General features: G+C 70.6%; 16 protein-coding genes. 11 read left to right on the plus strand and 5 right to left on the minus strand.

The features are described 5' to 3' along the window. Positions 1-41: 41 nt before the first annotated feature. Both CAP_RS19335 and CAP_RS44965 read right to left on the minus strand, forming a co-directional pair. Positions 42-1,028, minus strand: a complete 987-nt coding sequence (locus tag CAP_RS19335) for a DUF4349 domain-containing protein (protein ID WP_044243272.1) — start codon at positions 1,026-1,028, stop codon at positions 42-44. Between the two features lie 52 nt (positions 1,029-1,080). Continuing rightward, complete coding sequence (locus tag CAP_RS44965; protein WP_156040942.1) at positions 1,081-2,553, minus strand: hypothetical protein; 1,473 nt, start codon at positions 2,551-2,553, stop codon at positions 1,081-1,083. A 108-nt stretch (positions 2,554-2,661) separates the two neighbouring features. On the opposite strand from CAP_RS44965, the gene CAP_RS19350 reads away from it, so the two are divergent. Both CAP_RS19350 and CAP_RS19355 read left to right on the plus strand, forming a co-directional pair. Continuing rightward, the gene (locus CAP_RS19350; RefSeq protein WP_044243175.1) at positions 2,662-3,087 is read left to right on the plus strand and encodes a VOC family protein; all 426 of its coding nucleotides are present in this window, start codon (positions 2,662-2,664) and stop codon (positions 3,085-3,087) included. A 27-nt stretch (positions 3,088-3,114) separates the two neighbouring features. Continuing rightward, positions 3,115-3,681: a Uma2 family endonuclease gene (locus tag CAP_RS19355; protein ID WP_044243177.1), complete on the plus strand. Its 567-nt coding sequence runs from the start codon at positions 3,115-3,117 to the stop codon at positions 3,679-3,681. Between the two features lie 44 nt (positions 3,682-3,725). Here the strand turns inward: CAP_RS19355 and CAP_RS19360 are convergent, their stop codons facing one another. Further along, a complete protein-coding gene (locus CAP_RS19360; protein ID WP_052375507.1) occupies positions 3,726-4,943 on the minus strand; it encodes a ferric iron reductase in 1,218 nt (405 codons plus the stop codon). A 671-nt stretch (positions 4,944-5,614) separates the two neighbouring features. Here CAP_RS19360 and CAP_RS44970 point away from each other — a divergent pair. Further along, the gene (locus CAP_RS44970) at positions 5,615-7,540 is read left to right on the plus strand and encodes a hybrid sensor histidine kinase/response regulator (protein WP_052375508.1); all 1,926 of its coding nucleotides are present in this window, start codon (positions 5,615-5,617) and stop codon (positions 7,538-7,540) included. 158 nt (positions 7,541-7,698) lie between these two features. Here CAP_RS44970 and CAP_RS19370 read toward each other — a convergent pair whose 3' ends face one another. Continuing rightward, complete coding sequence (locus CAP_RS19370; RefSeq protein ID WP_044243181.1) at positions 7,699-9,279, minus strand: DUF6119 family protein; 1,581 nt, start codon at positions 9,277-9,279, stop codon at positions 7,699-7,701. 381 nt (positions 9,280-9,660) lie between these two features. Here CAP_RS19370 and CAP_RS19375 point away from each other — a divergent pair, with 381 nt between their 5' ends. From CAP_RS19375 to CAP_RS19400, 6 genes are read left to right on the plus strand one after another with little or no spacing between them, the layout of a single operon-like run. Then, the gene (locus CAP_RS19375; RefSeq protein ID WP_044243183.1) at positions 9,661-10,197 is read left to right on the plus strand and encodes a TIGR00725 family protein; all 537 of its coding nucleotides are present in this window, start codon (positions 9,661-9,663) and stop codon (positions 10,195-10,197) included. Next, complete coding sequence (locus CAP_RS19380) at positions 10,194-11,126, plus strand: polysaccharide deacetylase family protein (RefSeq protein WP_044243186.1); 933 nt, start codon at positions 10,194-10,196, stop codon at positions 11,124-11,126. The genes CAP_RS19375 and CAP_RS19380 overlap by 4 nt, the downstream gene beginning before the upstream one ends. Positions 11,127-11,164: 38 nt before the next feature. Further along, positions 11,165-11,944, plus strand: a complete 780-nt coding sequence (locus CAP_RS19385) for a M20/M25/M40 family metallo-hydrolase (protein WP_044243189.1) — start codon at positions 11,165-11,167, stop codon at positions 11,942-11,944. Then, on the plus strand, positions 11,941-13,512 hold the full coding sequence (locus CAP_RS19390; protein ID WP_044243277.1) for a carbamoyltransferase C-terminal domain-containing protein: 1,572 nt from the start codon (positions 11,941-11,943) through the stop codon (positions 13,510-13,512). The genes CAP_RS19385 and CAP_RS19390 overlap by 4 nt, the downstream gene beginning before the upstream one ends. After that, positions 13,509-14,636, plus strand: coding sequence for a hypothetical protein (locus CAP_RS19395; RefSeq protein WP_156040943.1), 1,128 nt, complete (start codon positions 13,509-13,511; stop codon positions 14,634-14,636). The genes CAP_RS19390 and CAP_RS19395 overlap by 4 nt, the downstream gene beginning before the upstream one ends. Continuing rightward, positions 14,633-16,906: a glycosyltransferase family A protein gene (locus CAP_RS19400; RefSeq protein ID WP_044243281.1), complete on the plus strand. Its 2,274-nt coding sequence runs from the start codon at positions 14,633-14,635 to the stop codon at positions 16,904-16,906. Before CAP_RS19395 ends, CAP_RS19400 begins: the two co-directional genes overlap by 4 nt. Before the next feature lie 78 nt (positions 16,907-16,984). Here CAP_RS19400 and CAP_RS44975 read toward each other — a convergent pair whose 3' ends face one another. Then, the gene (locus tag CAP_RS44975; RefSeq protein ID WP_052375510.1) at positions 16,985-17,971 is read right to left on the minus strand and encodes a M15 family metallopeptidase; all 987 of its coding nucleotides are present in this window, start codon (positions 17,969-17,971) and stop codon (positions 16,985-16,987) included. Between the two features lie 989 nt (positions 17,972-18,960). On the opposite strand from CAP_RS44975, the gene CAP_RS19410 reads away from it, so the two are divergent. Both CAP_RS19410 and CAP_RS44980 read left to right on the plus strand, forming a co-directional pair. Beyond that, positions 18,961-21,843 carry a hypothetical protein gene (locus CAP_RS19410; protein WP_044243191.1) on the plus strand — a complete coding sequence of 961 codons (2,883 nt, stop codon included), beginning with the start codon at positions 18,961-18,963 and terminating at the stop codon, positions 21,841-21,843. Between the two features lie 206 nt (positions 21,844-22,049). Then, complete coding sequence (locus CAP_RS44980) at positions 22,050-22,772, plus strand: lectin-like protein (RefSeq protein ID WP_231511565.1); 723 nt, start codon at positions 22,050-22,052, stop codon at positions 22,770-22,772. Positions 22,773-25,348 lie beyond the last annotated feature (2,576 nt).

The following is a 25,348-nucleotide window of genomic DNA, read 5'->3' on the forward strand; positions in this document are numbered from 1 at the left end:
GGCGAGGGGGCCGCGCGCTCCCTCGCCTCACCCCCCTCCCTCTACAGCGAGAAGAGCCGCCCGAGCCCGAGCTGACCCAGCCAGGGTACCGGCAGTTGTGCCGCGGAGCTGCCCACCACCTCGCGGCCCCGCGCTGCCACGTACACCGTGAGCGTGGAGAACGCTGCGCGCTCCTGGAGGAGCTTCATCTTCCCCTCGATGCTCTCGATCTCGCCGCTCACCCGGGCGAGTTCCCGCTCGATCGCCACCGCTTCCGCGACCGAGGCTGCCTTCTCCAGCAGCCGCTCCAGCCGCGTGCGGATGGCGCGGAGGTTCTTCAGGCGGATCTCCATGTCGACGAAGGCCTCGGTCACGTCCTCCACCGAGACGTCGCGGCGGACGATCTCGCCGAGCTTCCCCACCTGAGCGAGCGCCTCCTCGAAGCGCGCCACGGGGATGCGCAGGATGATGGACGCATCGTCGCGCTTCGAGAGGAACCCGCCCATCTCGCGGGTCATGGCTTCGAGCTGCGCGAGCGCCTTCGCGGGCTCGTCGACAACGACCCACAGCCCGGCGACGTAGATCAGCATGGGGCGGCGCACCTGGGCCACCTCGGTGGACTCCCCCGGCCCGCCCGTGCCGGGCGCCGTGGCGGTACCTGGCGTCGTGCTCGGCTTCGGAGGGGCATGCGGCGCCGGGAACTCGGGGCCGCGTTTCTGCGGAGGCGCGGCTTCCGAACGAGGTTCGGAGGGCGGCGCAGGTGCCGGAGGGGAGGAATCCGACTCGTCGCGGCTCGCCGTGACCACCTCGGCGACCCTCCGCTCTTCGAAGGCCTCGGCTGCCGCGTCGGAGGACATCCCTCCTGTGCTGACGGACTCCTCGGCCGCGAAGGAGTACCCCTGAGGCGCGCTTGCTCCGAAGCCGCCGCCATAGCTCGGCGGTGCCGAGGCGTAGGACGCGCTCTTCTCCATCGATGCGCCGCTACACCCGGTCCCGAAGACGAGGGCAGCCGGCAAGAGAAGCGCGAGCAACGAACGGCGAAAGCGCATGGGAGCCTCCAGGGAGAGCCAGTCTACCTCGCGCCTGCCCTTCAACGCGAGGTCAGGGCCAGCGCAGCACGACGGGTGGGGCAGGGGGGGCACCCCCCGGAGCACCCTGCGGCGTCGCCCCTTGCCGCGCGCGCAGCACCACGTGGCGCGCCGTGTCTCCCGTCGTGTGGCGCGCCGCGACCCACACCTCCTCGCCACCGCCGCCCCACACGTCCAGCGGCTCCCAGCGCCCCTCGCCCGCGGAGCCCGCAGCGCTCGCAGTGCCCGCAGTGCCTCCGGTGAACGCCGGAACCGGCAGCGGCACCTGCTCCCACCCACCCGCGGGGCTGCGCCGCCACACCTCCCGTGCAGTCACCATCCACAGCGTCCCACCCGCCGTCCCCGAGAGCGCGCGCAGCGGCTCGGCGGTGGCCGGCAGCGGCTCCACGCTCCACACCGCCCCATCGAAGCGCGCGAGGTGGGACGTCCCGCGGCGCTCGTCCACCGCTGCCGTGTACACCTCGGTGCTGCTGCGCGCGTGGAGCGCGCGATGGGACGCGAGACCGGAGGACCCCGGGACGACCGAGACCACCCCCGGGAGCCCCACCTCCGGCTCCGGCACGCCCTCTCCTGCCGTGCTCGCGGCTTCACCCGGAGCGACGAGGGTCCCCGCATCTCCCGGAGAACCTGCGTCTCCTGCGCTCCCGGCATCTGGCCCTGCGCTCCCGGCATCTGGCCCTGCGCCTCCCGCATCGGGTCCACCTCCGTCCGGCGGCGCCCAGCGGATGACCACGTAGCTCGCCGTCTTGGCGCCTTCGGGCGTGCACGTCCCCGCGCCGAACACCTCACCCGTCGCGAGCGCCCCGAGCTGCTTCAGCTTGAACGAGCGCGCGCACCCCGCATCGTCCAGCCGCGCCCCGGGGATGTCCGCTGGTGGCGCCTCCTGGTGCGGCTCCAGCACCTTGATCTTCAGCTTCCCCGACGACGTCGACGCCGACAGGATCCGGTTCTTCGACCACGTCGCGATCTGCGGCAACCAGTCGTCTGCCACCTTGCGCAGCTCCCCCCGCGTGATCCGGAAGAGCGGCGTCGCGCCCCCTTTCCCCTCGGCGAGCGTCTCCTCGAACGACAGCCACAGCGCCCCTGGCGACCGCCCCGCCACGCGCACCACCCGCCCTGGTCCTGCCGGCAACCCTCCGGGAAAGCTCCCCTCCACGAGGTCACCCGCGCCGACCGCCTGGGCCATGCGCGCGTGTCCTTCGTGCCCGATCCACACGCCGCCGCTCACCCCCGAGAAGGTGATCGCCGACGCCGACTCCAGCACCACCGCGAACGGACTCGCCGCGCCTGCCGGCGTCCCCCCGGCACCCGGAGCGCCCGGAGCGCCCGGAGCACCCATGGCGCCAGGCGTGCTCGCACCCGAGCCCTGGGGCGTCGCGGACGAAGCCGGCGCGCCTGCCGACCCCTCGTGCTTGCCGCACCCGAGCCCCAGACCGGCCACCGACGCCAGCGCCACCCCGACCAGCACGGAAGACGGACGGTTCATGCTGGCGTCCGAAGGTACGGGTCAGGCCTGTGCTCCGACAAGACGGATCGGGAAGCCCTCCGCGACACCGTCCCCGTGCTCTAGGATGCAGCCGCAGAGAGAGCGCCCATGACCATGAGCCCCCCCTTTCACCTCGCCTTTCCCGTCACCGATCTCGAGGCCACCCGCTGCTTCTACGGGTCCCTCCTCGGCTGTGGACTCGGCCGCGAGAGCGACCGCTGGATCGACTTCGACTTCTTCGGCCACCAGATCACCGCGCACCTCGTCGACCGCCCCGCCCACGAAGCTGCCACGAACCCCGTCGATGGTGACGACATCCCCGTCCGCCACTTCGGCGCCGTCTTGCCCTGGGAGGCCTGGCACGCCCTCCGCGACCGCCTCCGGCAGGCCGGCACCTCGTTCCTCGTCGAGCCGCACATCCGCTTCGCTGGCGAGCCCGGGGAGCAGGCCACCTTCTTCATCACCGATCCGGGCGGCAACGCCATCGAGTTCAAGTCGTTCAAGGACCCCGCGAAGCTCTTCGCCCGCGCCTGACCGCGCGCAGAAAGGAACCAGAGCCCCATGACCGACTCCCAGCGACGCGCGAGTTACCAGGATCTCCTCGACGTACCTCCCAACCACTGCGCCGAGATCCTCAAGGGCGTCCTCCACACCAACCCCCGCCCGGCGCGCCCTTACCGCAACGCAGCCTCCGTCCTCGCCGGCGAGCTGTACCTGCCCTTCCGCCGCGGCATCGGCGGCCCTGGCAAGTGGGCCTTGCTCGACGAGCCCGAGCTTCACCTCGGCCCCGATCCCGACATCATCGTCCCCGACATCGCCGGCTGGCGCCGCGACAAGATGCCCCGCATCCCCATGAAGGATGCCGCCATCTTCATCACGCCCGACTGGGTCTGCGAGGTCCTCTCCCCCGCGACGGAGGCCATCGACCGCGCCGACAAGATGGACATCTATGCGCGCGAGGGCGTCGGCCACCTGTGGCTCCTCGACCCCCGCACCCAGACCCTGGAAGTCTACCGCAACGAGTCCGGCCGCTGGAGCCGCATCGGCGCCTGGCGCGGCACGGCCACCGTGCACACCGAGCCGTTCGAGGCCTCCGAGATCGAGCTCGGCGTGCTCTGGGAAGACTGACGCCGCGCGGCGCCGCGGGCGTGCCCTCCCCCCTCGTTCCGCCGCTATCGCCACACCGGCGCTTCGCCCGTATCGACGAGGCGCCATTTGCCATTCGCGTGAATCTTGTCGTCGTAATAGTAAATGGTCTCGGGCAAGAGCCGCCTCCCGCCCGTGGCTTTCGCGAAGGCCTCCCTCGCCGCCTCGTGCAACGCCGCGCGCCGCACCCCCAGCCGCTCCTCGGCGAGCCTGGCGAGGAACGTGAGCGCGTGGTGCCCCATGAAGCTGTCGTACACCAGGCTCAGCACCTGCTCACTCGGCATCCGGATGTCCCGGGAGATCACGTTGAGCCCTGGCAGGTCCCGGAGAGCGAGCCCCTCCCTGATTGCTGGATCGATGTAGATCGCGCAGTCGCGGTAGACGATCTTGCTCCGCGCCCCGTCCTTCGAGAACGCGAACAGCGTATTCTGCCCGTGCAGCTCCGCCGCGCACCCCGTCGTGAGCAACGCCTTTGCCCAGAGCGCCACCATGGGCTCGATGACGCGCTCTGCGAGGTACGCCTCCCCTGATTGCCCGCTCACTGCGACGAGCTGCTCCAGCAAGCTCGGCTCCTCTGGCGCGCGGTAATCGCCGCCATAGAGCGCGAACAGCGGCACCGTGAACTCCGGTGCGTCCTCCCCGACCGCACGACACTCGCGGATCAGATACCCCCATGCCTCCTTGGGGTCGTGGCCGAACACCCCCCCGCCGACCTCGCCGAGGAACGGGACTCCCACCCGGAACAGCTCCTCGGCCACCCAGAGTTGCAGCGCGATGATCGGCCTCCGCAGCCGCCGCGTGAACCGCGAGAGCCGCTCCGGGTAATGCAGCTTCAGGAAATGCGGCGTCACCGCCTCCCCGCCGATCGCCCTCACGAACACCGTGCGCGCATTCGCCAGCGGCACCACCTCGATGGGCGGCCCCTCCGCGAACGTCGCGAGCTTTCCCCGCTCGTGCAGCCCCTCGAACGCCAGCGTCTCCGGGTGCACCGGCAGGAGGAAGCCCCCTTCCTGACGGTAGAGCGCGTGCAGCGCCGAGGGCAGCGTGTTCTGCAGGTAGCTCCCCGCGCTGTCCGGCAGCCGGAACGTGGGCACCGTGAAGCTCGCCGCCCCGCGCTGCGGGTGAAATGCCTCGGCGATCTCCAGGTCCTCCGAGAACGAGCTGTACGCCCTCGTGCCGACCCCGAGGTAGCGCTCCGCGTACAGCCAGGTGCCGATGGGATCGACGCAGTCGTAGAGCTTCAAGGTGGTGTCGTGCGTAGCGCTGCGACCGCAAAGAGTCACGCGCAACCATGGCCCTCGCGAGGAACGCCCGTTGTCCTGCCCTCGCGTCCAGCAGGAGACGCCAGCGATGATGACGCGATGGTGCGCCCACCCCCGCCACAACGCCAAGCGTCATCAGTCGAGCGGCGCGCATTGCGTCCGGTTGACGACGGCGGTGTCGCCCGCACCATTCATTGAATGGCTCAATACCATCGACGCGACCCGAAATGGCGCCCCTGTCTGGCGCTCCGAGGTTGTCGGCGCCTTTCGCCCGAAAGCTCAGTGTGCCGCCCTCGACCACGGCTCGCAGCAGGACGCCAGCGATGCCCATCCTCCGGCTGCCCAGCAATCAAGTCCTTCGGTGCAAGCCGGTTTCTGCGCATGGCACGCCGGCCTCGGGATCCGCTCAAGCACTCTCCGCGGTTCGCGGTACGGCAACACCTGACGTCCCGTGCCCTACGGTCCATGAGCGTTGCGCTCTTTCATAGCGCCAGGTAAGCCATTGTGTTGCGGCCGCCATTCACGCAATGGCCTGGAACAAGGCCTGTGCTTCAACGACGCCGGCCCAGGTGCAGCGATGAACCTGGACACCACCCTGGACCGCACCTGGACGGGGCGGGCGTTCCTCGCCTTCCCATCCCTGGAGAACCACTGTGGCTTCCCTCCTCGTCCTCGATCTCGACCCTCACGCGCTCTGTTTGTTGCGAGACATCGCGCCCTTCTGGGATGTAGCCATCGACGCCCTTGGTGGACTGCAGCGACTCGACGAGTCTCCTGACGAGCACCTGGCGGTCCTCGTCGGCCAGGTCCCCGATCCGGTCCGCGTCGCCTACCGGGCGCGCTTGGCCACGCCCGACATTCCCATCGTCCTGGTCTGCGCCAAGGGCCAATGCGCACTCCTGTCCGAGCGGCTGCGACGCTCACCGTTCGTCGGGGCGGACATCCACTGCCTGTCCTGCTCCTCTCCTCCGCTGCTCGTCGATGCCGTGAGCGCCGCCCTCGACCGGGCCCGCCTCCGTCGACAACAGCGCGAGACCTTCGCGGCCAGGAACCGCCAGCTCGAGACCGGCAGCACCGCCGTGCCTGTCGCCCTCGGCGTGCTGGGTCACCTGTTCGACGTGGCGCCGATCGGCGTCCTCGCCACGGACAGCGCCATGCACGTCCAGGCGGTCAACCCGTGCGCCGCAGCGCTTCTCGGGCAGCGGGACAGCGAGATCGTCGGCCGCCCTCTCCTGGAGGTGTTCGGGCCCGACGCCTCCGCCTGCGTCGTGTCGCTCCTCCGGGAGGTCGACGACGAGGCGGAGGCGCGGCCGACCGAGGTGCTCGAAGCCGGGACCGATGGCAACGTACGCATCGAGGTCACGGCCGTCCCCCTGCCCGTCAGCGCCGGTGGACCCGGCTACCTCGTGCTCCTCCAGGACGTCACGGAACGCTTCCAGCTCGTCGACCAGCTCCGGGCCGCCCACTACCGCAAGGACGAGTTCCTGGCGATGCTGGGGCACGAGCTCCGCAACCCGCTGATGCCCATCCTCACCGCCCTGGAGCTGATGCGCCTGCGCGGCGGAGACGTCTTCGTCAAGGAGCGGGCGATCCTGGAACGGCAGGCGAATCATCTCGTGGGCCTCATCGAGGACCTCCTGGACATTTCCCGCATCACGCGCGGCAGGATCGAGCTGAAGAAGCGCCCCATCGAGATCTCCAGCGTGGTCGCCCGCGCCCTGGAGATGACGAGCCCCCTCCTTGAGCAACGCGCGCATCGCTTGACCGTGGACGTGCCCTCTGCGGGGCTCCTCGTCGACGCCGACGAGGGCCGGCTCGTCCAGGTCGTCACGAACCTGATCTCGAACGCCGCGAAGTACACCGAGCCGCGGGGCAGGATCGAGGTCGAAGCCCACCGGGCAGGGGACAAGATCGCGTTGACGGTCCGCGACTCGGGGATGGGCATCGGCCCCGAGCTCCTGCCGGAGGTCTTCGATCTCTTCGTGCAGGCCAAGCGGACCCTCGCGCGCTCCGAGGGGGGCCTCGGCCTCGGCCTCGCCATCGTGAAGAGCCTCATCGAGCTCCACGGTGGCACCGTGAGCGCCGACAGCGACGGCCACGGCCAGGGCAGCGCATTCACGATCCACGTCCCCTTGCACCTCCATGCGTCGGCCCCCCCCGAGCCTCCGCGAGCCGGGGTGCTGGCCTTGGGCCCGAGCTCCGGCGCGAAGTGCATGCTCATCGTGGACGACAACATCGATGCGGCAGAGATGCTCGCCGAGGCGTTCGCCGCGTTCGGTTACGTGGTTCACGTCGCTCACGACGGCCCGACCGCCCTGGGCCTCCTCCAGGACCACGCGCCGGACATCGGCCTCTTCGACATCGGCCTCCCCGTCATGGATGGCTACGAGCTGGCCGGCAAGGTCCGCGAGCTGCTCGGCCGCGGCGTGCTGCTCGTCGCGGTGACGGGTTATGGCCAGGAAAGCGACGTCGCTCGCGCCACCAAGGCCGGCTTCGACCGCCACGCCACGAAGCCGGTCGACCTGCTCAAGCTCGTCGCGATGATCGAGCAGGGCAGCGCACACCCTTCAGCGGGGTAGCTCCCGGCGGGGGGATCGCCGCCTTGGTCCCGCGGAGGGGCCGAGGCGGCGGTCGTCGTTGCGGATGGGGGCACCCGAGGCCCACGCGCGTCGGCGCGAGGCCGCCGCGTAGCTCAGCGACCGGAAGGAGCCACGCGGCACGAGGTTGCGTTCGGGGGCTATGGTTCCACCGGCGCCTTCGTCATGGTGAGCCGGTAGCCCATGAGCTCAAGATGTCGCTGCGCGCTCCTGAGGGTGACGCGGCTGAAGAAGGGCAGGCGCAGGTCACCATCCGCGGCATCCGCGATGACGAGCGCGACTTCGTACTGGCCCGACTCGGGACGGCTCCTCGGATTGTCCAGGCGAAAGGCCCGGGGCAACTTGGTGTTGAGCTTATCGCGAAAGTCAGCGTCGGAGAGGAATGCGGTCGCCGAGACCGTCGCTTGAGCGAACAGATGGCTCAACACCGCGGAACCGCGGTTCTGCTTGACGTGAATCATGACGCCTCCGGTCGTGTAGACGTCGCAGAACTCTAGAGCGCTGCGACCTCCGCCGAAGTGAATGTTGTTGGCATCCATCAGGCACGCACTACCGAGCCTCCTGGCGAGGCGCTTGTTGTACTGGTTCTCGTTCTCACGCGCCCTATACGGGATCAGTGGCAGGGCGGTCTGCGGGATTCGCCCGATCTCCGCGTCAATGCGGCTCACGAAGTCGCGATCGACACAGTACCAGTCGCCTGCGTTCAGCAAGTACGTACCGTCTTCCATGTCCACTTCGGCATAGATGCACTTGTAGACTGGCCACCGCTGGACGGTCTGCTCTGACGCGGCCGAGTACACGAAGACGCGGTTTCTCTTCAGCCGCTCCACGCTGATCTCGGAGGGCTTCCGGATAAAATCGAAGTACGTGTCGAAATGGATGTCGGGGAGCGGCGCGCCGGCGGCATGCTCACTGTAATGGAACCCTCCCACGTCGACCCACTCCATCAGATCGGGGACCGCGAGCCACTTGCGAGACATGTCACGCGCGCGAAGCTGCGTGATGAGCGCGCCATTGAGCACGTCGAGCTTCGCCCGATCACGGACCTCCGTGATGTTGTCCACCCAGGGGAACCTCGACTTGAACCCTTCGTCTTCGTACTTCTCCAGGTACCTCTTGAGCAGGAGGTGCAAGCTGTCGATGTCAACGCGGGCCGCGGCCACGAGCGAATCCATGCCGGCGAGCCGGTTTCCGAACCGGGCGGTATCATTCGGGGTCCCCACGACGGCGCGCAGGAGGTCGCGCTCGACGTTCAGGCCGAAGCTGTTGAATGACGTCTCTTTGCTCGCTTGCTCACGAATGTACGTCGTAATGCCTTCGAAGGTCTTTCGATCGATGCTGCGGACCGCGGTCTCATCGATGCAGTTGAGCGCCACCCGCAGGCCGAATGCCGTCTCGAACGCCGCCTGATTGAGCATGAAACGGCCGTAGCCGAAGGTTAGCACGAACAGTCGCTGCTCGACCTCGACGACCAGTGCCGCCGAGGTCGACGAATTCCATAGCGCCAGCCTCTCAGGAGCGACGGTGTCGTCGAAGAACCGGAGCCACGCAGGTGGGCGTTGTGGAGAGGCACTCGAGTAGAGTGTCCCGATGCGACGCTCCTGCCTCCGCAGCTCGGTTTTCACGCATCTCTTCGAGACGTCGAGCAGCTCGGGCTCCGACTTGCCCGGCTTCGCCAAGGAGATCGTGAGGACGATGATTGGTCCCTGCCGGGGTGCCATGGTGTCGAAATCCCTCCTTCTGACCACGGGAGGTATCGGGCGTTTTCGCGAGGCTGCTCATCGCTGTGCGAATCCACGCTCGAACCTCACTGCCGCTGCCTCGCGTCATTCTTTCAACTCCCGTGCCACTGGCCGACCGCCGAAACGACGCTCGTCAGGCGCGTGGTCACCGCACCTTGGTCCCTGTCGCGCGGAGCCGCAGACAGGGCGAATCTGGCCAACGCTGCAGCACATCTCCGTGAGCTGGCCAGTTGTGGCCAGGCAGGCCCTCTGGAGGCCCAGGTCCTCGTTGGTTCCCCTTCCGGTCTCTGCGCTGCGGTCTGCGGGAACGCGTACCTTCTCAGGTCCGGTGCCTGTGGGCTAACCTGCAGGTACGAGAGCATGCGCCGACCCCTCGCCGCTGTCATCGGAAGCACCCGCGCAACCCCGGACCAGCTCACCATTGCCCATGAGCTGGGCGCGGCGCTCGTGGAGGTAGGGTTCCGGGTCCTCACCGGCGGGCTCGGTGGCGTCATGGATGCGGCGTTCAAAGGGGCCCGCAGCTCTGGCCGCTACCAGAGTGGTGACACGGTCGCGATCTTGCCGAGCTACCTCGCAGAGCAGGCCTCCGAGGCTGCTGACGTGGCCATCTGCACGGGCATGAACCACGCCCGGAACACCATCCTCATCGCCTCTGCTTCGGTGGTGCTCGCCATCGGCGGCCGCTCCGGCACGCTCGGAGAGATCGCCCTCGCCTGGGAACTCGGGCGACCCATCATTTGCGTGGGCAACTCCGAGGGATGGGCGACCCGCTTGTCGGGTGAGAGCCTCGACGATCGCCGGACCGACCTGCTCCACGGCCCCCTCGCCCCCCGCCCGGCGGCGCACCTCGCGTGGTCCCTCGCCGCGTCGGCGCCTGCTCCACCGTCCTTCACATGAGCGGGAAGCTGGCCATCCTCTGCTACCATCGCGTGCTGCGGGACGACGCGCGCGCCGATGAAGGCTGGCCGTACTTCCTCCGGGGCACGGCCGTCTCCCTGTCGACGTTCACCCGCCAGATGGCGCAGCTCACCCGGCGTCTGGCCCTCGTGGACGAAGAGCGAGTGCGCGCCTGGGCCCTCGGTCGCACCGATCTCGCGCGCCCCTCTGCCTGGATCACCTTCGACGACGGCTACAAGGACATCATCGAGCACGTGGCGCCAGTGCTCGCCGCTTCGGACCTCCCTGCCAGCGTGTTCGTCACGACCTGCACCCTGGCGACACCGCCGCGCGCGCTCCCCGCAGACTGCTGGTATGGGGCCCTCCTTGGAGCGCAGCGGCGCCAGGGCGTGCTCACGGTGAACGGCTCACCCTGGACTTTCGACCTCGCCCGCGCAGACGACCGCGCGCGGCTCGTCGACGGCCCCGAACGTCGGCATTACCTCCGCGCCTCGCCCGCAGAACAGAGCGCCATCCTCGCGTCTCTTTGCGCCGCGCTGCACGCCGGAGGAGGGGATCCTCCGGGGCTTTACATGTCCGGGGACGACTTACGCGCGCTCCTGCGGCGAGGCTGGACGATCGGAGCCCACGGGGCGACGCACGCCCCCTTCCAGACCCTCTCGTCCTCCGAACTGGCGACCGAGCTTGCCGCCGTGCAGAGCACCTTCTCGCGTCAAGGGCTTCCTCGCCCCACCACCCTCGCCTATCCAGACGCGGGCTGGAGTAGTGATGCAGAAGCGGTCGTCGCGGCGTACGGCTACACCGCCGCGCTGCTCCTCGGCGACCGCCGCGCCGAGAAGGATCCGCTTCGCCTCCCTCGTTTCCTCGTACCCGACGACCCCTGCTGGATCGAGCAGGTCCTAGTGCCTGCCCTGGAGGGTGACGAATGACTGCGCGCTGGCATCGTGAAGACGAATGGGTATCTCGCGTGGCGCGCTGGGTCGCCCTCCACCCCACGGCGGGCAGCCCACCGGCGCTCACCTTGGCTGCCGAGATCACCTCGGATCTGAGCGCGCTCGGCTTCGACGTGGAGCAGCGAAGCCTCCCGGGGCACAGCCCGCTCATCGTCGCCCGCCGACCTGCGGGGCCAGGGGGCGCCACGCTGGGCATCTACGGCCACTACGACGTCGAGCCCGTTCACGGGCAATGGTCGAGCGACGCGACCCACCTTCGGCTGGAGGGAGGCCGCGCATATGGTAGGGGCATTGCGGACAACCTCGGGCCGCTCGCGTCGCGCCTGCTGGCGGCGCGCGACGTCCGCGCCTGGCCAGGCGTGTTGTGGGTCCTCGAAGGCGAGGAGGAGACCGGCTCTCCTCTGCTCGCGGCGTACCTGGAGGAGCTGCGTGACGTGGACGTGGACCTGTGGCTGGACGAGACCGGTTACCATGAGGCCCCTGACCGACAGCGCATTCTCACGGTCCGGTGGCCTGCAGCGCTGGACGACCTCCGCGCGCTATGGCGCACGGCTGCTGCCGAGCACGCCGTCGCCGTCGTCGCAGAGCAGCGCGCGCTGAACCGCGCCTCGGGTGGGATCGAGGGCCCCGTCACCCGGCTCTTCGCCGGCCGCCCCTACGTGTCCCTCGGCCCCAACGACGATGCCTCCAACGTACACGGGGCCGACGAGTCGCTGCCGCGTCATACCCTTCCCCTCTGCGCGGAGCAGTTCGTGGCCACCTTGCAGTACCTCGCGTCTTGGAGGTCGCCGTGAACGTCATCGCCTTCCATGTCCAGCACGACGCAGGCGTCGCGGTGGCGCGTGATGGCGTGCTCGAGCTGGCGCTCGAACTGGAACGCCTCTTCGAGGTCCGCTACTTCGCGAGCGCCCGGGACGACGACACTTTCCGGGAGCAATGGCGCAAGGCCCTCGACAGCGTCGTGCAGGCGACGGGGCTCTCGCGCTTCGACGTGGCGGTGACGAGCTGGGTGATGCCTTCCCAGCGGCGTATCCTCGCCGAGCTGGTCTCAGCGGAGCGCTGGGTGACCGTCGATCACCACCGCGCCCACGCGCTCCACGGGGTGCATGACGCCCCTTACCGCCGCGCCCTCGTCGTCTCGTTCGACGGCGGCGGCAACGACGGAACGTTCAACGTCTACCGTTACCGCGAGCCAACCCTCACCCACGTTCGCCGGGTCTCCCTCAACCTCGGCACTCCCTACCGCCTCCTCGCGACCACCATGGCCGAGGTCACCGGCGGGCGCGCACAGCCCCGCGCAGGTCACCTCTCGCTCGCCGGCAAGGTGATGGCCTATGCAGCCCTCGGGAGCGCGCGCGAGGCATGGCTCGCGGCCCTCGTGGAGTACTACCAGCACTACCAGGAGCCCCTGCAGGCGCTCTACACGCTCGGCGAACGCCTCGGCCTGGAGCTGGAGCCGGACGCCCTCTCCGCCGCCGACGCGCGCGACCTTGCGGCGAGTAGCCAGCGAGCTTTCGAGATCCTCCTCCAGCAGGTCATCCTCGAGCAAATCGCGGACGACGACGAAGGCCTGGTGCTCACCGGCGGATGCGCGCTCAACGTGAGCGCGAACGAGCGCATCCGCCACTCCATCGGCGTCCCCGTCCACGTCCCTCCCGCCCCGAACGATGCCGGCATCGCGGTCGGCGCCTTGTGGTCCGTCGCGCCCCCTTCGGCCCCTCCCGACGTCTTCGTGGGGCTGCCGTTCGCGCATGATGTCGGCGAGGAGGAGCTCCGCCGGCGTGGCGCCGTGCGGGTGGAACTCGACGCCGTCGCCGCGCTGCTCCGGCGCGGGGCCGTCGTTGGCATCGCGCACGGGCGCGCCGAGCTGGGCCCCCGGGCGCTCGGGCACCGATCGCTGCTCGCGCTTCCCCGCTCCGTAGAGGTCAAGGACCGGATCAACGCCCGGATCAAATCGCGCGAATGGTACCGGCCGCTGGCTCCCGCGGTAGCAGCGTGGCGCGCGGGCGACTTCCTGCCGGACCCCTCACCGTCGCCTTACATGTCCTTCGCTGCTCCGGTGCATCCGGAGACTGCCCGGCAGTTCCCTGCCGCGGTTCACCTGGACGGGACGGCCAGAGTGCAGACCGTCGCGCGCGGCACGCTGCTCGGGCGCCTGCTCACCCTCCTGGAGGCGCAGGGTGAACCTCCCATCGTGCTCAACACCTCGTTCAACACGAAGGGACGTCCCCTCATCCAGCGGGCCAGCATGGCGCTGGAGGCGCTCGACGAGACCGATCTCGATTTCGCGTGGCTGGAAGGGCTCCTGGTCCCCCGGGACCACGCCACCCTCCAGCGCTTCTCCGTGGAGGGGCCCTCGTGAGCGGCGCGCTGCGCCTGCTGTGCGACGCGAATCCCATGGCCTACGGGTCCAGCTCCGCGCTCCTGTCGATCCTCGACCACCTCGACGCCGACGCCACCGCCCTCGTGCGTGACGTGACGGCCGAGGTGCTCGCCGTGGATGGCGCGGTCGACCGGACCCTCGCCGTCGACGTCAAGGATCCCGCCGCCGTGGACCGCGCGATCGAGGGACGGCACTTCGACGCCGCGCTCGTCGTCTCCAACCTGTCCTGCGTGGAGGTGTACCGCCAGCGGGGAATCCCCATCTTCTTCGTGGACATCCTCTACTGGTACACGGCGCGCAAAGACCACCCTGTGTGGACCCACGCGGCGCGCACGTACGCGCAGGCGTTCCCCGGGGTCCGGGAGCGGATCGAGAGCCTCACCTCGCGTCCACCTGCCATCGTCGGACCGCTGATCCGCACGACCCCCGCCAGGTCCACCGTCGCCCAGGGGACCCTCGTCAACCTCGGTGGCGTGCGCTCGCGCTTCATCGATCCGGCCCGCGCGCCCATGTTCATCGACTGCGTCGCGCACATCCTCCGTGAGGTCGAGCCGCTCTTGCCGCCGGGGCCCATCCTCGTGGCAGCCGGGGAGGACGCATGCCGCACCCTCCGGAGCAGGTTGCCTCCCCGCGCGACGGCCGCGTGCCTGCCCCAGGCGGATTACCTTCAGGCGCTCGCCGACGCCGCCCTGTTCCTCAGCGCGCCCGGGCTCAACGCCATCTTTGAGGCCCTCTGGCGCGACATTCCCCTGGTCTTCCTCCCCCCCCAGAACGCCACCCAGGTGCTGCAGCTCGCACGGTACGAGGCAGGGGCGCTGGTCCCGCCTGGCATCAACCTGCCCCGGCTCGATCCCACGTTGCACCTGCCGGCCCAGATCGAGGACGAGGAGGCGTACACGCGCTGCGTGCTCGACACGCTGCAGCGGATCTCACGCTCGACCGACGCCCTGAATGCCATGGTGCACCACGTCGCCGACCAGATCCACCGCGCCCCCGAGCGCCTTGAAGCTTGCAGGGCGTGGCGCGCGTCGCTCGGAGAGCCTGGTGGGCCGACCCTCGCGGCCGACATCGACCGCTGGTGGCACGAGCGCGCGCGCCCATGACCGATCTCTCGGTCATCGTGCCGACCACGGGGCACCGGCCGGCGCTCCTCAGGAGAGCGCTCACGTCCATCCTCTCCCAGGCCATCCATCCCCTGGAGATCCTGGTGATCGTCGACGACGAGGAGGCGGCGCTCGACAGGGTGATGGCTCAGGTGGAGGGGGCTGCCTGTCGGGTGCTCGCCACCGGGCGGAGGGCAGGCGTCGGCGCCGCGCGCAACCACGGCGCCCGGGTGGCGCGTGCACGCTACCTCTGCTTCCTGGACGACGACGACGTGTGGAAACCTGGATACCTCGCGGCGGTCTTCGCGGAAGGACCCGTCTTCGACCTGGCCCTGACGGCGTTCGAGAAGCACACCAGCGAGGGCGCGCGGCCCGAGAAGGTCCCTCCCGAGGTGCTGGAGCGGGCCACGTTCCTGGTCGCCAACCCTGGACTCCGCGGCAGCAACCTGGTCCTCACCCGTGACCTCTTCCAGGCAGCGGGCGGCTTCTCGGAGCACCTCCCCTCGTTCAACGACATGGATTTCGGGCTCCGCCTCGTCGAGGCCCGACCGGCGCGCTACCGGCGGATCACCGAGCCGCTGGTCGAGTATCACGCCCACCAGGGCGAGCGCCTGTCGAGGCGCGGCTCGTCGGCGATCGCGCCGGGCATGGAGCACTTCCTCGTGCTGCACGGACCGGAGATGGACCACCGCCAGGAGGCAGCATTCCGGGCCCGTGCCATTGCTCTCTGGGAGGTCGACCCCTGGGCCCTGCCGGCCCTCGAAAGGCGGCTCGAACGCGCCCTGACCGCGGGAGGCCTCGCGCCTCGGTTCCCGGGCCTCCTGCACGCGGCAGAGACGGCCCTCCTAGAGGCGACCTGCCGCGCCGACGCGGACGTCGACGCCGCGCAGGCGTTCATCGACCGCCTCTGCCTCGCCTTCGAGCGCGAGCGCACCGCACCCAGGCTGCAGAGGCTGCGCATCGTCACCATCACCACCGACACCCCCGGGGCCGTCGCTGGGTTGCTCTCCTCGCTCCAGCGCGCCCTCGAGCGCTCCTCCTGGCGCTGCTCCCAGGAAGGGCCGCTCGTCGAGATCCTCTTCGTGCGCAACGACCGCGAACCGGAGGTGCACGACGAGCATCGCGCGTTCCTGGAGGCCTGGTGCGATCGGCGGATCTCCGTCCTTCAGCAAGAGATCCCCGTACGTGCGCGAGCCCTGTCTCTGACGGAGGCCAGGGTGTTCGCCTTCCGTGCTGCGCGGGAGCGAGGCTGGAGCCCGTCCCCGGCGACGCCTCTCTGGTTCCTCGACGAGGACTTCCGGTTCGAGATGCTCGTTCCCTCGATTCAACGAGGGTTCCGCCGCATCCCTGGAGGGTCCCTCCTCCACCGCCTGGAGAGCCTGGCCCTCCAGTGTGGTCACCGTGGCGTCGACGCCCTCGTGGGCAGCAACAGCGGCGCGCCCCCCGTCCCCGCGCTCGGGACGCTGCGCCGGCAGCTCATCGACCTCACCTCGCGCTCGGGGGAGGCGTCTTCGCTCACCTCTGCGACCCCTGCCCAGCACCTCTCGGCGCTCCTCGGGCGTCGAGACCCTTACTACGACCTCAGCAAAGAGCTGGCGGCCGAGCTTCATGTCCCGCTGCGTGCGGCCTGGTGGCGCGAGTCGGGGGAGTGGACATGGGACGACATCATCGCCCGCCTGCAGAGCGGCCTGCCGGTGACCCGCCCGGCGCTCCCCTCCCTTCACGGCGCGCACCCGACAGCCTGGGGCGATCTCGAGCCCGCGACCGTGGCGGGGGGAAACACCCTGCTTCTTGCTCCCACCGTCCTGCGCGCGGATGCCTTCGTCCAGGCACGCTGGCAGTCCCTGCGCTCGCGACGGGGTGACACGGCGTGGTGCCTCACCTGTCAGAGGGATGGCGCGCGCATCCTGCAGGCCTCCTTCCCTTTGCTCCACGACCGGGCGCCGCGGCGCGGAGCGCACGGCAGTGAAGCGGCTTCGAGAGAGCTGCTGGCGGATGCCCTGGGTGTGGGCCTCTACGAGACCCTACGGGAGCTCGGCAGGGCCGAGCGAGAAGAGATCGAACGGAGAGCGAACTGGCGGCTCTCGGCGTTGCTGGAGAACCTCGAAGCAGCGGCGCTGATGGCGCGCGCGGCGACGTCGGCGCTGCCCCCTGACGGCCGCTCCGCGCTCGCGAGCTTCATCCTTCAGGCCCTCGCCTTGATGCGCCGCGTACGGTTCGAAGGTATCGAGCTGGTCGACCGCTTTTCCTCGGCCGCCCTCAGCACCTGAGCGCAGCCGCGGCGCCGCTCACCAGGGATGGCTGCGGCGCCGCACCTCGGGGAGGTTGTCTGGCGTGATCCGAGAGGATCAGTGCGCGTGGTCGCCGCAGATTTCGGGCTCGGACGCCTGGCGGAGCTGCTTGATGAGCGTGGCGCTGTGGGCCTCGCTGGTCGTGTCGGGCAGGTCCACGTCGCTGGTCGTGTCGGGCAGGTCCACGTCGGGCAGGTCCACGTCGGGCAGGTCCACGCCCTGACCTCCCGGGACCTCGCGCGCCGCGACGCACGTCGCGCCGATGGCGAAGCCTGCGGCCGGCGACTTCTTCATCCGCGTCTCGGTCTGCGGCCCCCAGAGCCCGTCGGTCGCGATGGTGTCGCTCGGGTTGTTGCGGTTCCACAGGCGCTGGAACGCCTTCACGTCGAGGCCCTTGTAGCTGACGGCGCCGGTGCCGGTGTAGTCGAAGTGCACCGGATCGCTCGACCCGAGCCAGGTGAAGCCGCGGCTCGTGAGCGCGGTCTTCCAGGTCGAGTACTGGCTCACGTCGAGGGCGAGGCCCGTCTCGTGGTTGCTGTTGCCGGGCGTCGCCGCCAGGCTGATGCTGCAGCGGCTGCTCTGGTACCAGCGGTAGAGCAGGTACTGCTGCGCGACGGTGCGCAGCATCGAGTTGATGGTCATCTGCGTCGACGGGTTGGCGTCGAGCGCGGCGACCAGCTTGTCGCGCGCCGGCTTCTCCAGGTACGCATACGCCGCCGACCCCAGGGTCAGGTTGGGGCGCGAGGGGATGGTCGTGTACGCGTCGGGCGTCAGGCAGCGGGCCTCGGCGATGATCTGCTGTGACAGCCCGTTGACGCTGGTCGTCGAGCAGCTCGAATCGGCCGCCTGGAGGACGGTGGTCCCCGTGACCGCGTCGGTCTGCGACTCCGTGGCCTCCGGCTCGTCCGAAGTGACCTCCTCGCCCTGCCCGACCTCATCAGACTCTTCGGTGCTGGCGACACAGCCGGCAGCGGCGACGGGGGCGGCGACGAGGAGCGACAGGACGGCGAGACGACGGAGGAGACACGTGACGGCTTGCGACATGATGTCAACATATGAGCATGGGGCATGCCGACGCCAGGGCGTCTCGCGGGCCGCGGAAAGTCGGAGGACAGATGACGCAGGGCGAAGCGCGGGCGCGTCCCAGGCCCCCCGCCGCGGGCAGGTCCACCCTCCGCCTCTCTCTTGCAGAAATGAGCCTTTTTCCCGGCTGTACTTCCTGAAAGCAGGTCGGTCCGCGGAGCGCGACGCGTGGTGTCATCGCGTGCCGCGCGACGACGCAGCGTGACGAGGCTGGCGCGCGACGGGCGAGGGGGCATGGAGCCTCGGTGCCCCACACTGAGCCAGCAGGGATCCACCACGCAGTGCGCCCGCGAGGCGTGTACGCGTGTGCAGGCGTCGGCAGACGGCGACCGCGACGCCCTGGGCACAGGGCGCCACATCCCGCCGCGGCCCCAACGCGTGGATAGAGCAGCACCGGGCTCAGGTCCTTCACCGCGCCCGCACGTTGCTGCGCCGCACCCGCACGTTGCTGCGCCGCGCCCGTCACGTCGCTGCTGCGCCGCGCCCGTCACGTCGCTGCTGTGCCGCGCCCGTCACGTCGCTGCTGCGCCGCGCGTGCATCTCTCTACTGCGCCGCGCCCGTCACGTCGCTGCTGCGCAGGCCCGGCCCTTCCCTTCATGGTTCGCGCACGCCGCCGCACAGAGCGCGCAACGCAGCGCTGCACAGCTTGAGCCGCCGTGTGCCATCGCTTCGTGTGTGCCTCGCATCTGATGCGTGCCACCGCGCCTCACGCACAGGTGTCGTCATCCGCGCTGCACCCGCACCGTCACCTACACCAATGGCCGCGTTACGCCGCATTTTAGCCCGCGCGGCCTGGCCGCGTGCGTGCCCGATGCCTGCGTGCCGTCCGCCGAACACCATGACTCGGTGTGGCCCACCTTGTGCAAAATGGCCTACGCGTCGTGGCACATCCGGACGGGGCCCGCTCCCTCTCCGGCTCTCTCGACCCCTGCACTTCAGGAGCGCACCCATGCAGCGAACCTCTTCGCCCTCCCTTTCCCTGCTGAGCAAGTCCCGCAGGTTTTCTCGCCGTCCCCTCTCGCTCCTCTCCACCACGACCGCGCCCTTCGCCCTCGCGGCCCTCTTCCCGCTGCTTCTCCCTGCCTGTGCCTCTCCGGAGGCATCACCACCGGACGCGGTGCTCTCCTCCATGCAGGGCCTGTCGCGCGTGCCGGGCCTCTCTCCCGCCGAGCACCAGCCGTCGTTCCTCATCGCTGCTGGCGCCGAGAAGGGCCTCGACGCCCCCCTCGTGCGTGCCCCGGTCGGCCTCAAGACGTCTCCCGCCGTGGCCTTCGCTGCCGGTGTGTACCTCGTCGTCTGGGAAGACCACCGCGAGCGCTCGCCGCTCCCTGGCCCTTTCGACACCCCCGAGCCCCTCCTGTTCATGGCCCGGGTCGCGCCCGACGGTGCCATGCTCGACGCCGAGGCCCGCCTCCTCGGTCGCGGCCAGCTCCGGTCCGTCGCCGGGGGCAGCTCCCAGTTCCTCGTCGCGTACAAAGGCACCCCGGATGCCTCTTGCTCCATCTGCGCCGTCCGCGTCGACGTGAACGGCCTCCCCATCGACATCCACCCGCGCGCCGTCGTCGGCGGGGACGAGAACTTCGGCCCACCGACCGTCGCCTCGAACGGCGGCGCCTACCTCGCGGCGTGGCCCTGCGGCACCACGGGCATCTGCACCCGCGGGATCTTGCCGTCTGGCACCGTCAACCCCGCCGCCTTCAGCGTCGCCCTCCACCCCGATCCCTACGATCCGGACCCCCTGCGCCTCGCCAGCGACGGCAACGGCTTCCTCCTCGCCACCTGGACCGCCGCAGGACTCGCGGGCGTCCGCCTCAACGCCCTGGGCGAGCCTCTCGGCGCCCCCTTCTACCTCAGCCCCCCTCCCTCTTCGGTCATCGACCGCGGCCCCCTGGCCCTCGCCTTCGACGGCACGAACTACGTCGTCGCCTGGTCCCACCGGAACGCCGCCGGCGCCTGGCCCGTGTCCGCGAACCGCGTCTCTCCTGCGGGCACCATCCTCGGTGCCTCACCCCTCGTCGTCGCCCCCAACGACCACCTCTGGGCGCCTGCCCCGAGGCACCTCGCCGCCGTCGCGCATGCGGGCATCACCAGCATCTTCTGGGAGGAGTCCGAGGGCGATCACGGCCCCCTCGCCGGCCTCCGCTTCCGGGTTCGCGTCAGCGCTGCGGGCAACGTCCTCGACACGCCCACCCCGGTCGGAGAAGGCCGCGCCCTCACCCTCGCCAGCGATGGCTACAGCGACCTCCTCGTCTCACTCGTCAACCGCCCCGAGGGCTTCCCCGACCCCTTCACCGGCGTCGGTGTCCAGCGCGTATCCCCGCTCGGCGCCCTCCTCGACGCGACCCCGCGCCCGGTGGCCCGCGGCAAGAACGCCCAGATCTCCCCCGCCGTCGCCTGGAACGGCCAGCACTACCTCGCCGTCTGGGCCGACTCCCGCGTCGGCCAGCACTGGTCCCTGTACGGCGCCCGCCTCTCCCCCACGGGCGCGCTGGTCGACACCGCGGCGTTCCCCTTCGACACCAGCACCACCATCCGCGACGCCCTCGACCCGCGCGTCGCCTTCGACGGCACCGGCTTCCGCACCGTCTGGCGCCGCACCGGCGACGGCACCTCGACGTGCGACGGCGCCTGGACCACGGCCACCGTCGACGCGCAGGGGACGCCCTCCGAGCCGACCCCCCTCTTCGCGCTCTCCACCTGCTGGAGCGTCTTCCTCGGCGCGCACGCCACGGGCGCCCTCGCCACGGGCGCCCTCGCCCTCGGCAGCAACGAGGACGGCGACGTCGACCTCGCCATTCCCCTCGACCCCGAGACCGGACCCGGCACCCCGGTCTCCCTGACCATCTCCCGCCCCCCGAACGCCCACCCGGCCGGCCTCTCCTTCGACGGCACGAACTACCTCGCCCTCTGGAGCGACGGCGTGGATCTCGAAGCTGCGCGCCTCACCCCGGCGGGAGAGGCGGTCGACACCGAGACGTTCCCCGTCTCCGGCGCCGCCGCCCTCGGCGTCCGCGACCCCGCCGCCATCTTCGACGGCGAGAACCACCTCGTCGCCTGGGCCACCGGCGCCACCGCCCCCACGGCCATCCGCCTCGCCCGTGTCAGCCCTGCAGGCACCCTCCTCGGCCCTGGCAGCCTCCTCATCGCCACCCTCCCCGAGGCCTGCGTCTCCCACAGCCCGAACCTCGGCCTCTCCCACGACGGCGAGCGCGTGCTCCTCACCTACCAGGTCAGCGTCTCCCAGCCCGAAGGCTGCTTCCTGCAGACCAAGGTCGCCGAGGTCGACACCACCGGCCACACCCTCTCGCTCGCCTCCCTCAACCTCCTCGAGGAACCCACCAGCGCCACCGCGCTCGCCTCCGCCGGAGCCGGCCAGAGCCTGCTCCTCCAGAGCCGCTACCTCTCCGCGAACACCCTTCGCACCCACCGCATCCGCGCCCACGTCCTCACCGGCAAGGAAGGCGTGGGCGGTGCTGGCGGGACAGGCAGCGTGAGCGGTGTGGGTGGCGGTGACGGCGGATACTGCCACGTAGGCGTGGGCGTGGGCGGCACCATCGACCCGAGCGGCGTGGGTGGCGGCGACGGTGGAAGTGCACCCGGAGGCGTGGGCGGCGCTGGCGGAGGCGCACCTGGAACCCCCAGCGGAAGCTCCCCGAGCGGAAGCCCCCAGAGCGGAAGCTCCTACAGCGGCGACTTCTCCTGCCGTGCGTCCGGCGTCCCCACCCCGGGCTCGGGCGGGACCTTTTCCCTGCTCGCCCTCGCGCTCTCCGGCCTCCTCGCGGCGCGGCGCGCTCCGTTGCGTGCCTCGCAGCGTCTCCCTCGCCACCGCTGACAGCCGCTCTCGCGGCGTCACCGCCACCATGGTGATCCCCTCGCGGCGCCAGCGTCGTCACCGCAGGCATCGCGTCACGACGCAGCCGTCTCTCTCCGGGCCGATACGCCTGCCCTGCCTCATCCCGGCCGCCTTGTCATCGCCACCGCCTGCAGTAGTCTCGCGGCGCGGTGAAACCGGAAGGAATGCGGCTCCAGATGCGTACCATGACGACGATGCGAGGGATCTTGCTGGCGGTGGTCGCAGCCACCGTGGGCTGTGCGGCAGGGAATGGCGACGATGCGACCGGAGGCCAGGGCGCCTCGACCAGCGCGAGCGGCGGGGGTGGAGGCGCTGGCGGCGGAGCCACGACGGGTGGTGGGGGTGGCGCCGGAGGAACGGGAGGCGTCGGTGGCGCCGGTGGCGCCGGTGGCGCCGGGGGCGGGAGCGTGTGCGGCAATGGGATCGTGGAGCCCACCGAGGCGTGCGACGACGGCAATGACGACCCCGGCGATCGGTGCGACGACTGCCTCGTCCAGTGCCGCCAGGGGGAGCACAAGTGGGAGGACAACGACCATTGCTACGGTGAGTTCACCGCGCAGAAGATCAATTACGAAGCCGCGAAGCAGGTGTGCCTGTCGCAGGGCGGGTATCTGGTCTCCCTGACGAGCCAGGCCGAGCAGGACTTCGTGTTCGACACCGTCATCGATCCGGCCATTGCCTTGCCGCGCTGGCTCGGGCTGACCGATCTCACCACCGAGGGGACGTTCGCCTGGGAGAGCGGCGAGCCCTTCGCGTACACCAACTGGGAAGCCGGGCAGCCCGACGATTTCGAGGGCACCGAGGATTGCGTCGAGATGTACCACGTGACCGGCGAATGGAACGACGACAACTGCACGTACGAATATCACTACGTGTGCGAGTACGAGGTCGCCGCGCCGCAGCCGTGAGGGCCCTCCTCGCAGCGCAGCGCTGGGCAACCTGCGAATAACGTCGATCGGATCCCTCGGGCGCGCCTGGCCCCGGCTGTCGTCCATCCCGGGGCAGGTCGTGACCGCATGGCTCAACTTGCGCAAGTGTGTGCCTCGCTCGTGCAGCCGTGTGGCTTCACTTGAGCCGCTGCGTGTCCCGCGTCCCCCGCACCCGCGCACCCTCTGGCACGTTCGGCCACCTCCCGCTCACCGGCGCTACTGCCCTGCGTTCCCCGCGTTGGTCTGCATCGAGGTGCCCGCGCCGGCTCCGCGCCGGTTCCTGGTGGCGCACCTGTGCCATGGTCTGGATCGTCCCGGCACAGATGGCCTGTCTCGTGCATCGCAGTCACGCGAAGTCACGCGCCGTGGCACACCTGGGCGGAGCATGCTCCGTCTCCGGTCTCTCGACCCCTGCACCTCAGGAGCGCACCCATGAAACTGACCTCCTCGTCGCTCTCCTCTCCGCTGAGCAGGCACCGAAAGTCCTCCCGTCGCCGTCTCTCCCGCCTCACCACCGCCCCCACCCTGGCGGCCCTCCTCCCCCTGCTTCTCCCTGCCTGCGCCCCCCGGGAGCCCTCACCTCCCGGCGCGGCGGTCTCCGGCGTCGCGCTCACGCCAGGCGCCTCTCCCGATGAGCACCCGCCGTCGTCCCTCGCTGCCACGGACGCCGACTTCGTCTTCGTCGCCTTGAGCGATGAGCAGGGCATCGATGAGCCTCTCGTGAGCGCCTCGATCGGCCTCAAGATCGCCCCTGCCGCGGCCTTCGCGAACGGCACCTACCTCGTGGTCTGGGAAGACCACCGCGAGCGCCCGCCGCTCTCTGGCCCCTTCACCAGCCCCACGCCGCACCTGTTCGCGGCCCGGCTCGCCCCCGACGGCACCATGCTCGACCCCGAGCCCCTCCTCCTCGGCCGCGGCCACACCCCCACCGTCACCACGAACGGCTCCGCCTTCCTCGTCGCCTACAAGGGCATCCTGGGCAGCGCCTGCACCATCTGCGCGCAGCGCGTCGGCGCGGACGGCACCCTCCTCGACGACACGCCGCGCGCCGTCGTCGGCGAGACCGGGGGCGAGGTCTTCGGCGCCCCTGCCCTCGCCTGGAACGGCACCGTCTACCTCGCGGCCTGGCCCTGCGGCATCTCGGGCGTCTGCACCCGTGGGGTCACCCCGGCGGGCACCGTGGTCCCCGCTGCCTCCTCCTTCGTGATCCACCCCAGCGCCCCCGAGCCCGACCCGCTGCGCCTCGCCAGCGACGGCGCCGGCTTCTTCCTCGCCACCTGGACCGCGACGGGCCTCGTCGGCGTCCGCCTCGACGCTGCGGGCCAGCAGCTCGCCAGCCCCATCACCCTCAGCCCTCCTCCCCCCGCGGGCATCGCCAGCGGCCCTCTGGACCTCGCCTTCGACGGCACCTGCTACGTCGCTGCCTGGTCCCACGGGACCGCCGCCGGCACCTGGCCCGTGTGGGCGAGGCGCATCTCTCCTGCGGGCGCCCTCCTCGACCCCTCGCCCCTCGTCCTCCACACCGACGCCGACCCTGCGTCGGCCTACCCGAAGCGCGTCGCCGCGAGCGGGCAGGCGGGCATCACCCACGTCTTCTGGGAGGAGCACCAGGGTGACGCCGGCCCCCTCGCCGGCCCCCGTTTCCGCGCGCGCCTCGAAGGGACGGCGGGCACCCTCCTCGACCCTGCGCCCACCCCTGTCGGCGAAGGCCGCGGCCTCGCCCTCGCCAGCGACGGCCAGGACGACCTCCTCGTCTCCCTCGCCGACCGCCCCGGCAGCCTCCCCGACCCCTTCACCCGCGTCATGGCCCAGCGCGTCGCCCCGAGCGGCGCCCTCCTCGACCCGGCCCCGCTCTCCACGACCCCCGGCGAGAACGCCCAGGTCTCTCCCGCCCTCGCCTGGAACGGCCAGCACCACCTCGCCGTCTGGTCCGACTCCCGCACTGGCCAGCGCTGGTCCCTCCACGGCGCCCGCCTCTCCGCCACGGGCGCGCCGCTCGACGCCGCCGCCTTCCCCCTCGACCCCACCCCCTCCACCCGCGACGACCTCCACCCGCGCGTCGCCTCCGACGGCACTGGCTTCCGCGTCGCCTGGCGCCGCACCGGCGACGGCACCTCCTCCTGCGACGGCCACTGGACCACCGCCAGGGTCGACGCCCAGGGCACGCCCACCGCCCCCACCCCGCTCCCTGCGCTCTCCACCTGCCGCGACGTCCTCCTCGGCGGCCACCCCGCAGGTGCCCTCGCCATCGGCACCAACGAGGACGGCGACGTCGACTTCGCCATCCCCTTCGACCCCGCCACGGGCCCCGGCGCCCCCGTCACCCTCGCCGTCGCCCGTCCCTCCGAAGCCCTCCCCGTCGCCCTCTCCTTCGACGGCGCGAACCACCTCGTCGTCTGGGCCGACGGGCAGAACCTCCTGGCGGCGCGCGTCACCCCGGCGGGCCAGGCGGTCGACACCGAGGCCTTCCCCATCTTCAGCGTCGGCCCGGACTTCGGCATCGAGAACGATGGCGTCGCCATCGCCTTCGACGGCGTGAACCACATCGTTGTCTC

Origin of the sequence: Chondromyces apiculatus DSM 436, from assembly GCF_000601485.1 — a bacterium.
In the GTDB taxonomy this organism is placed as follows: domain Bacteria; phylum Myxococcota_A; class Polyangia; order Polyangiales; family Polyangiaceae; genus Chondromyces; species Chondromyces apiculatus.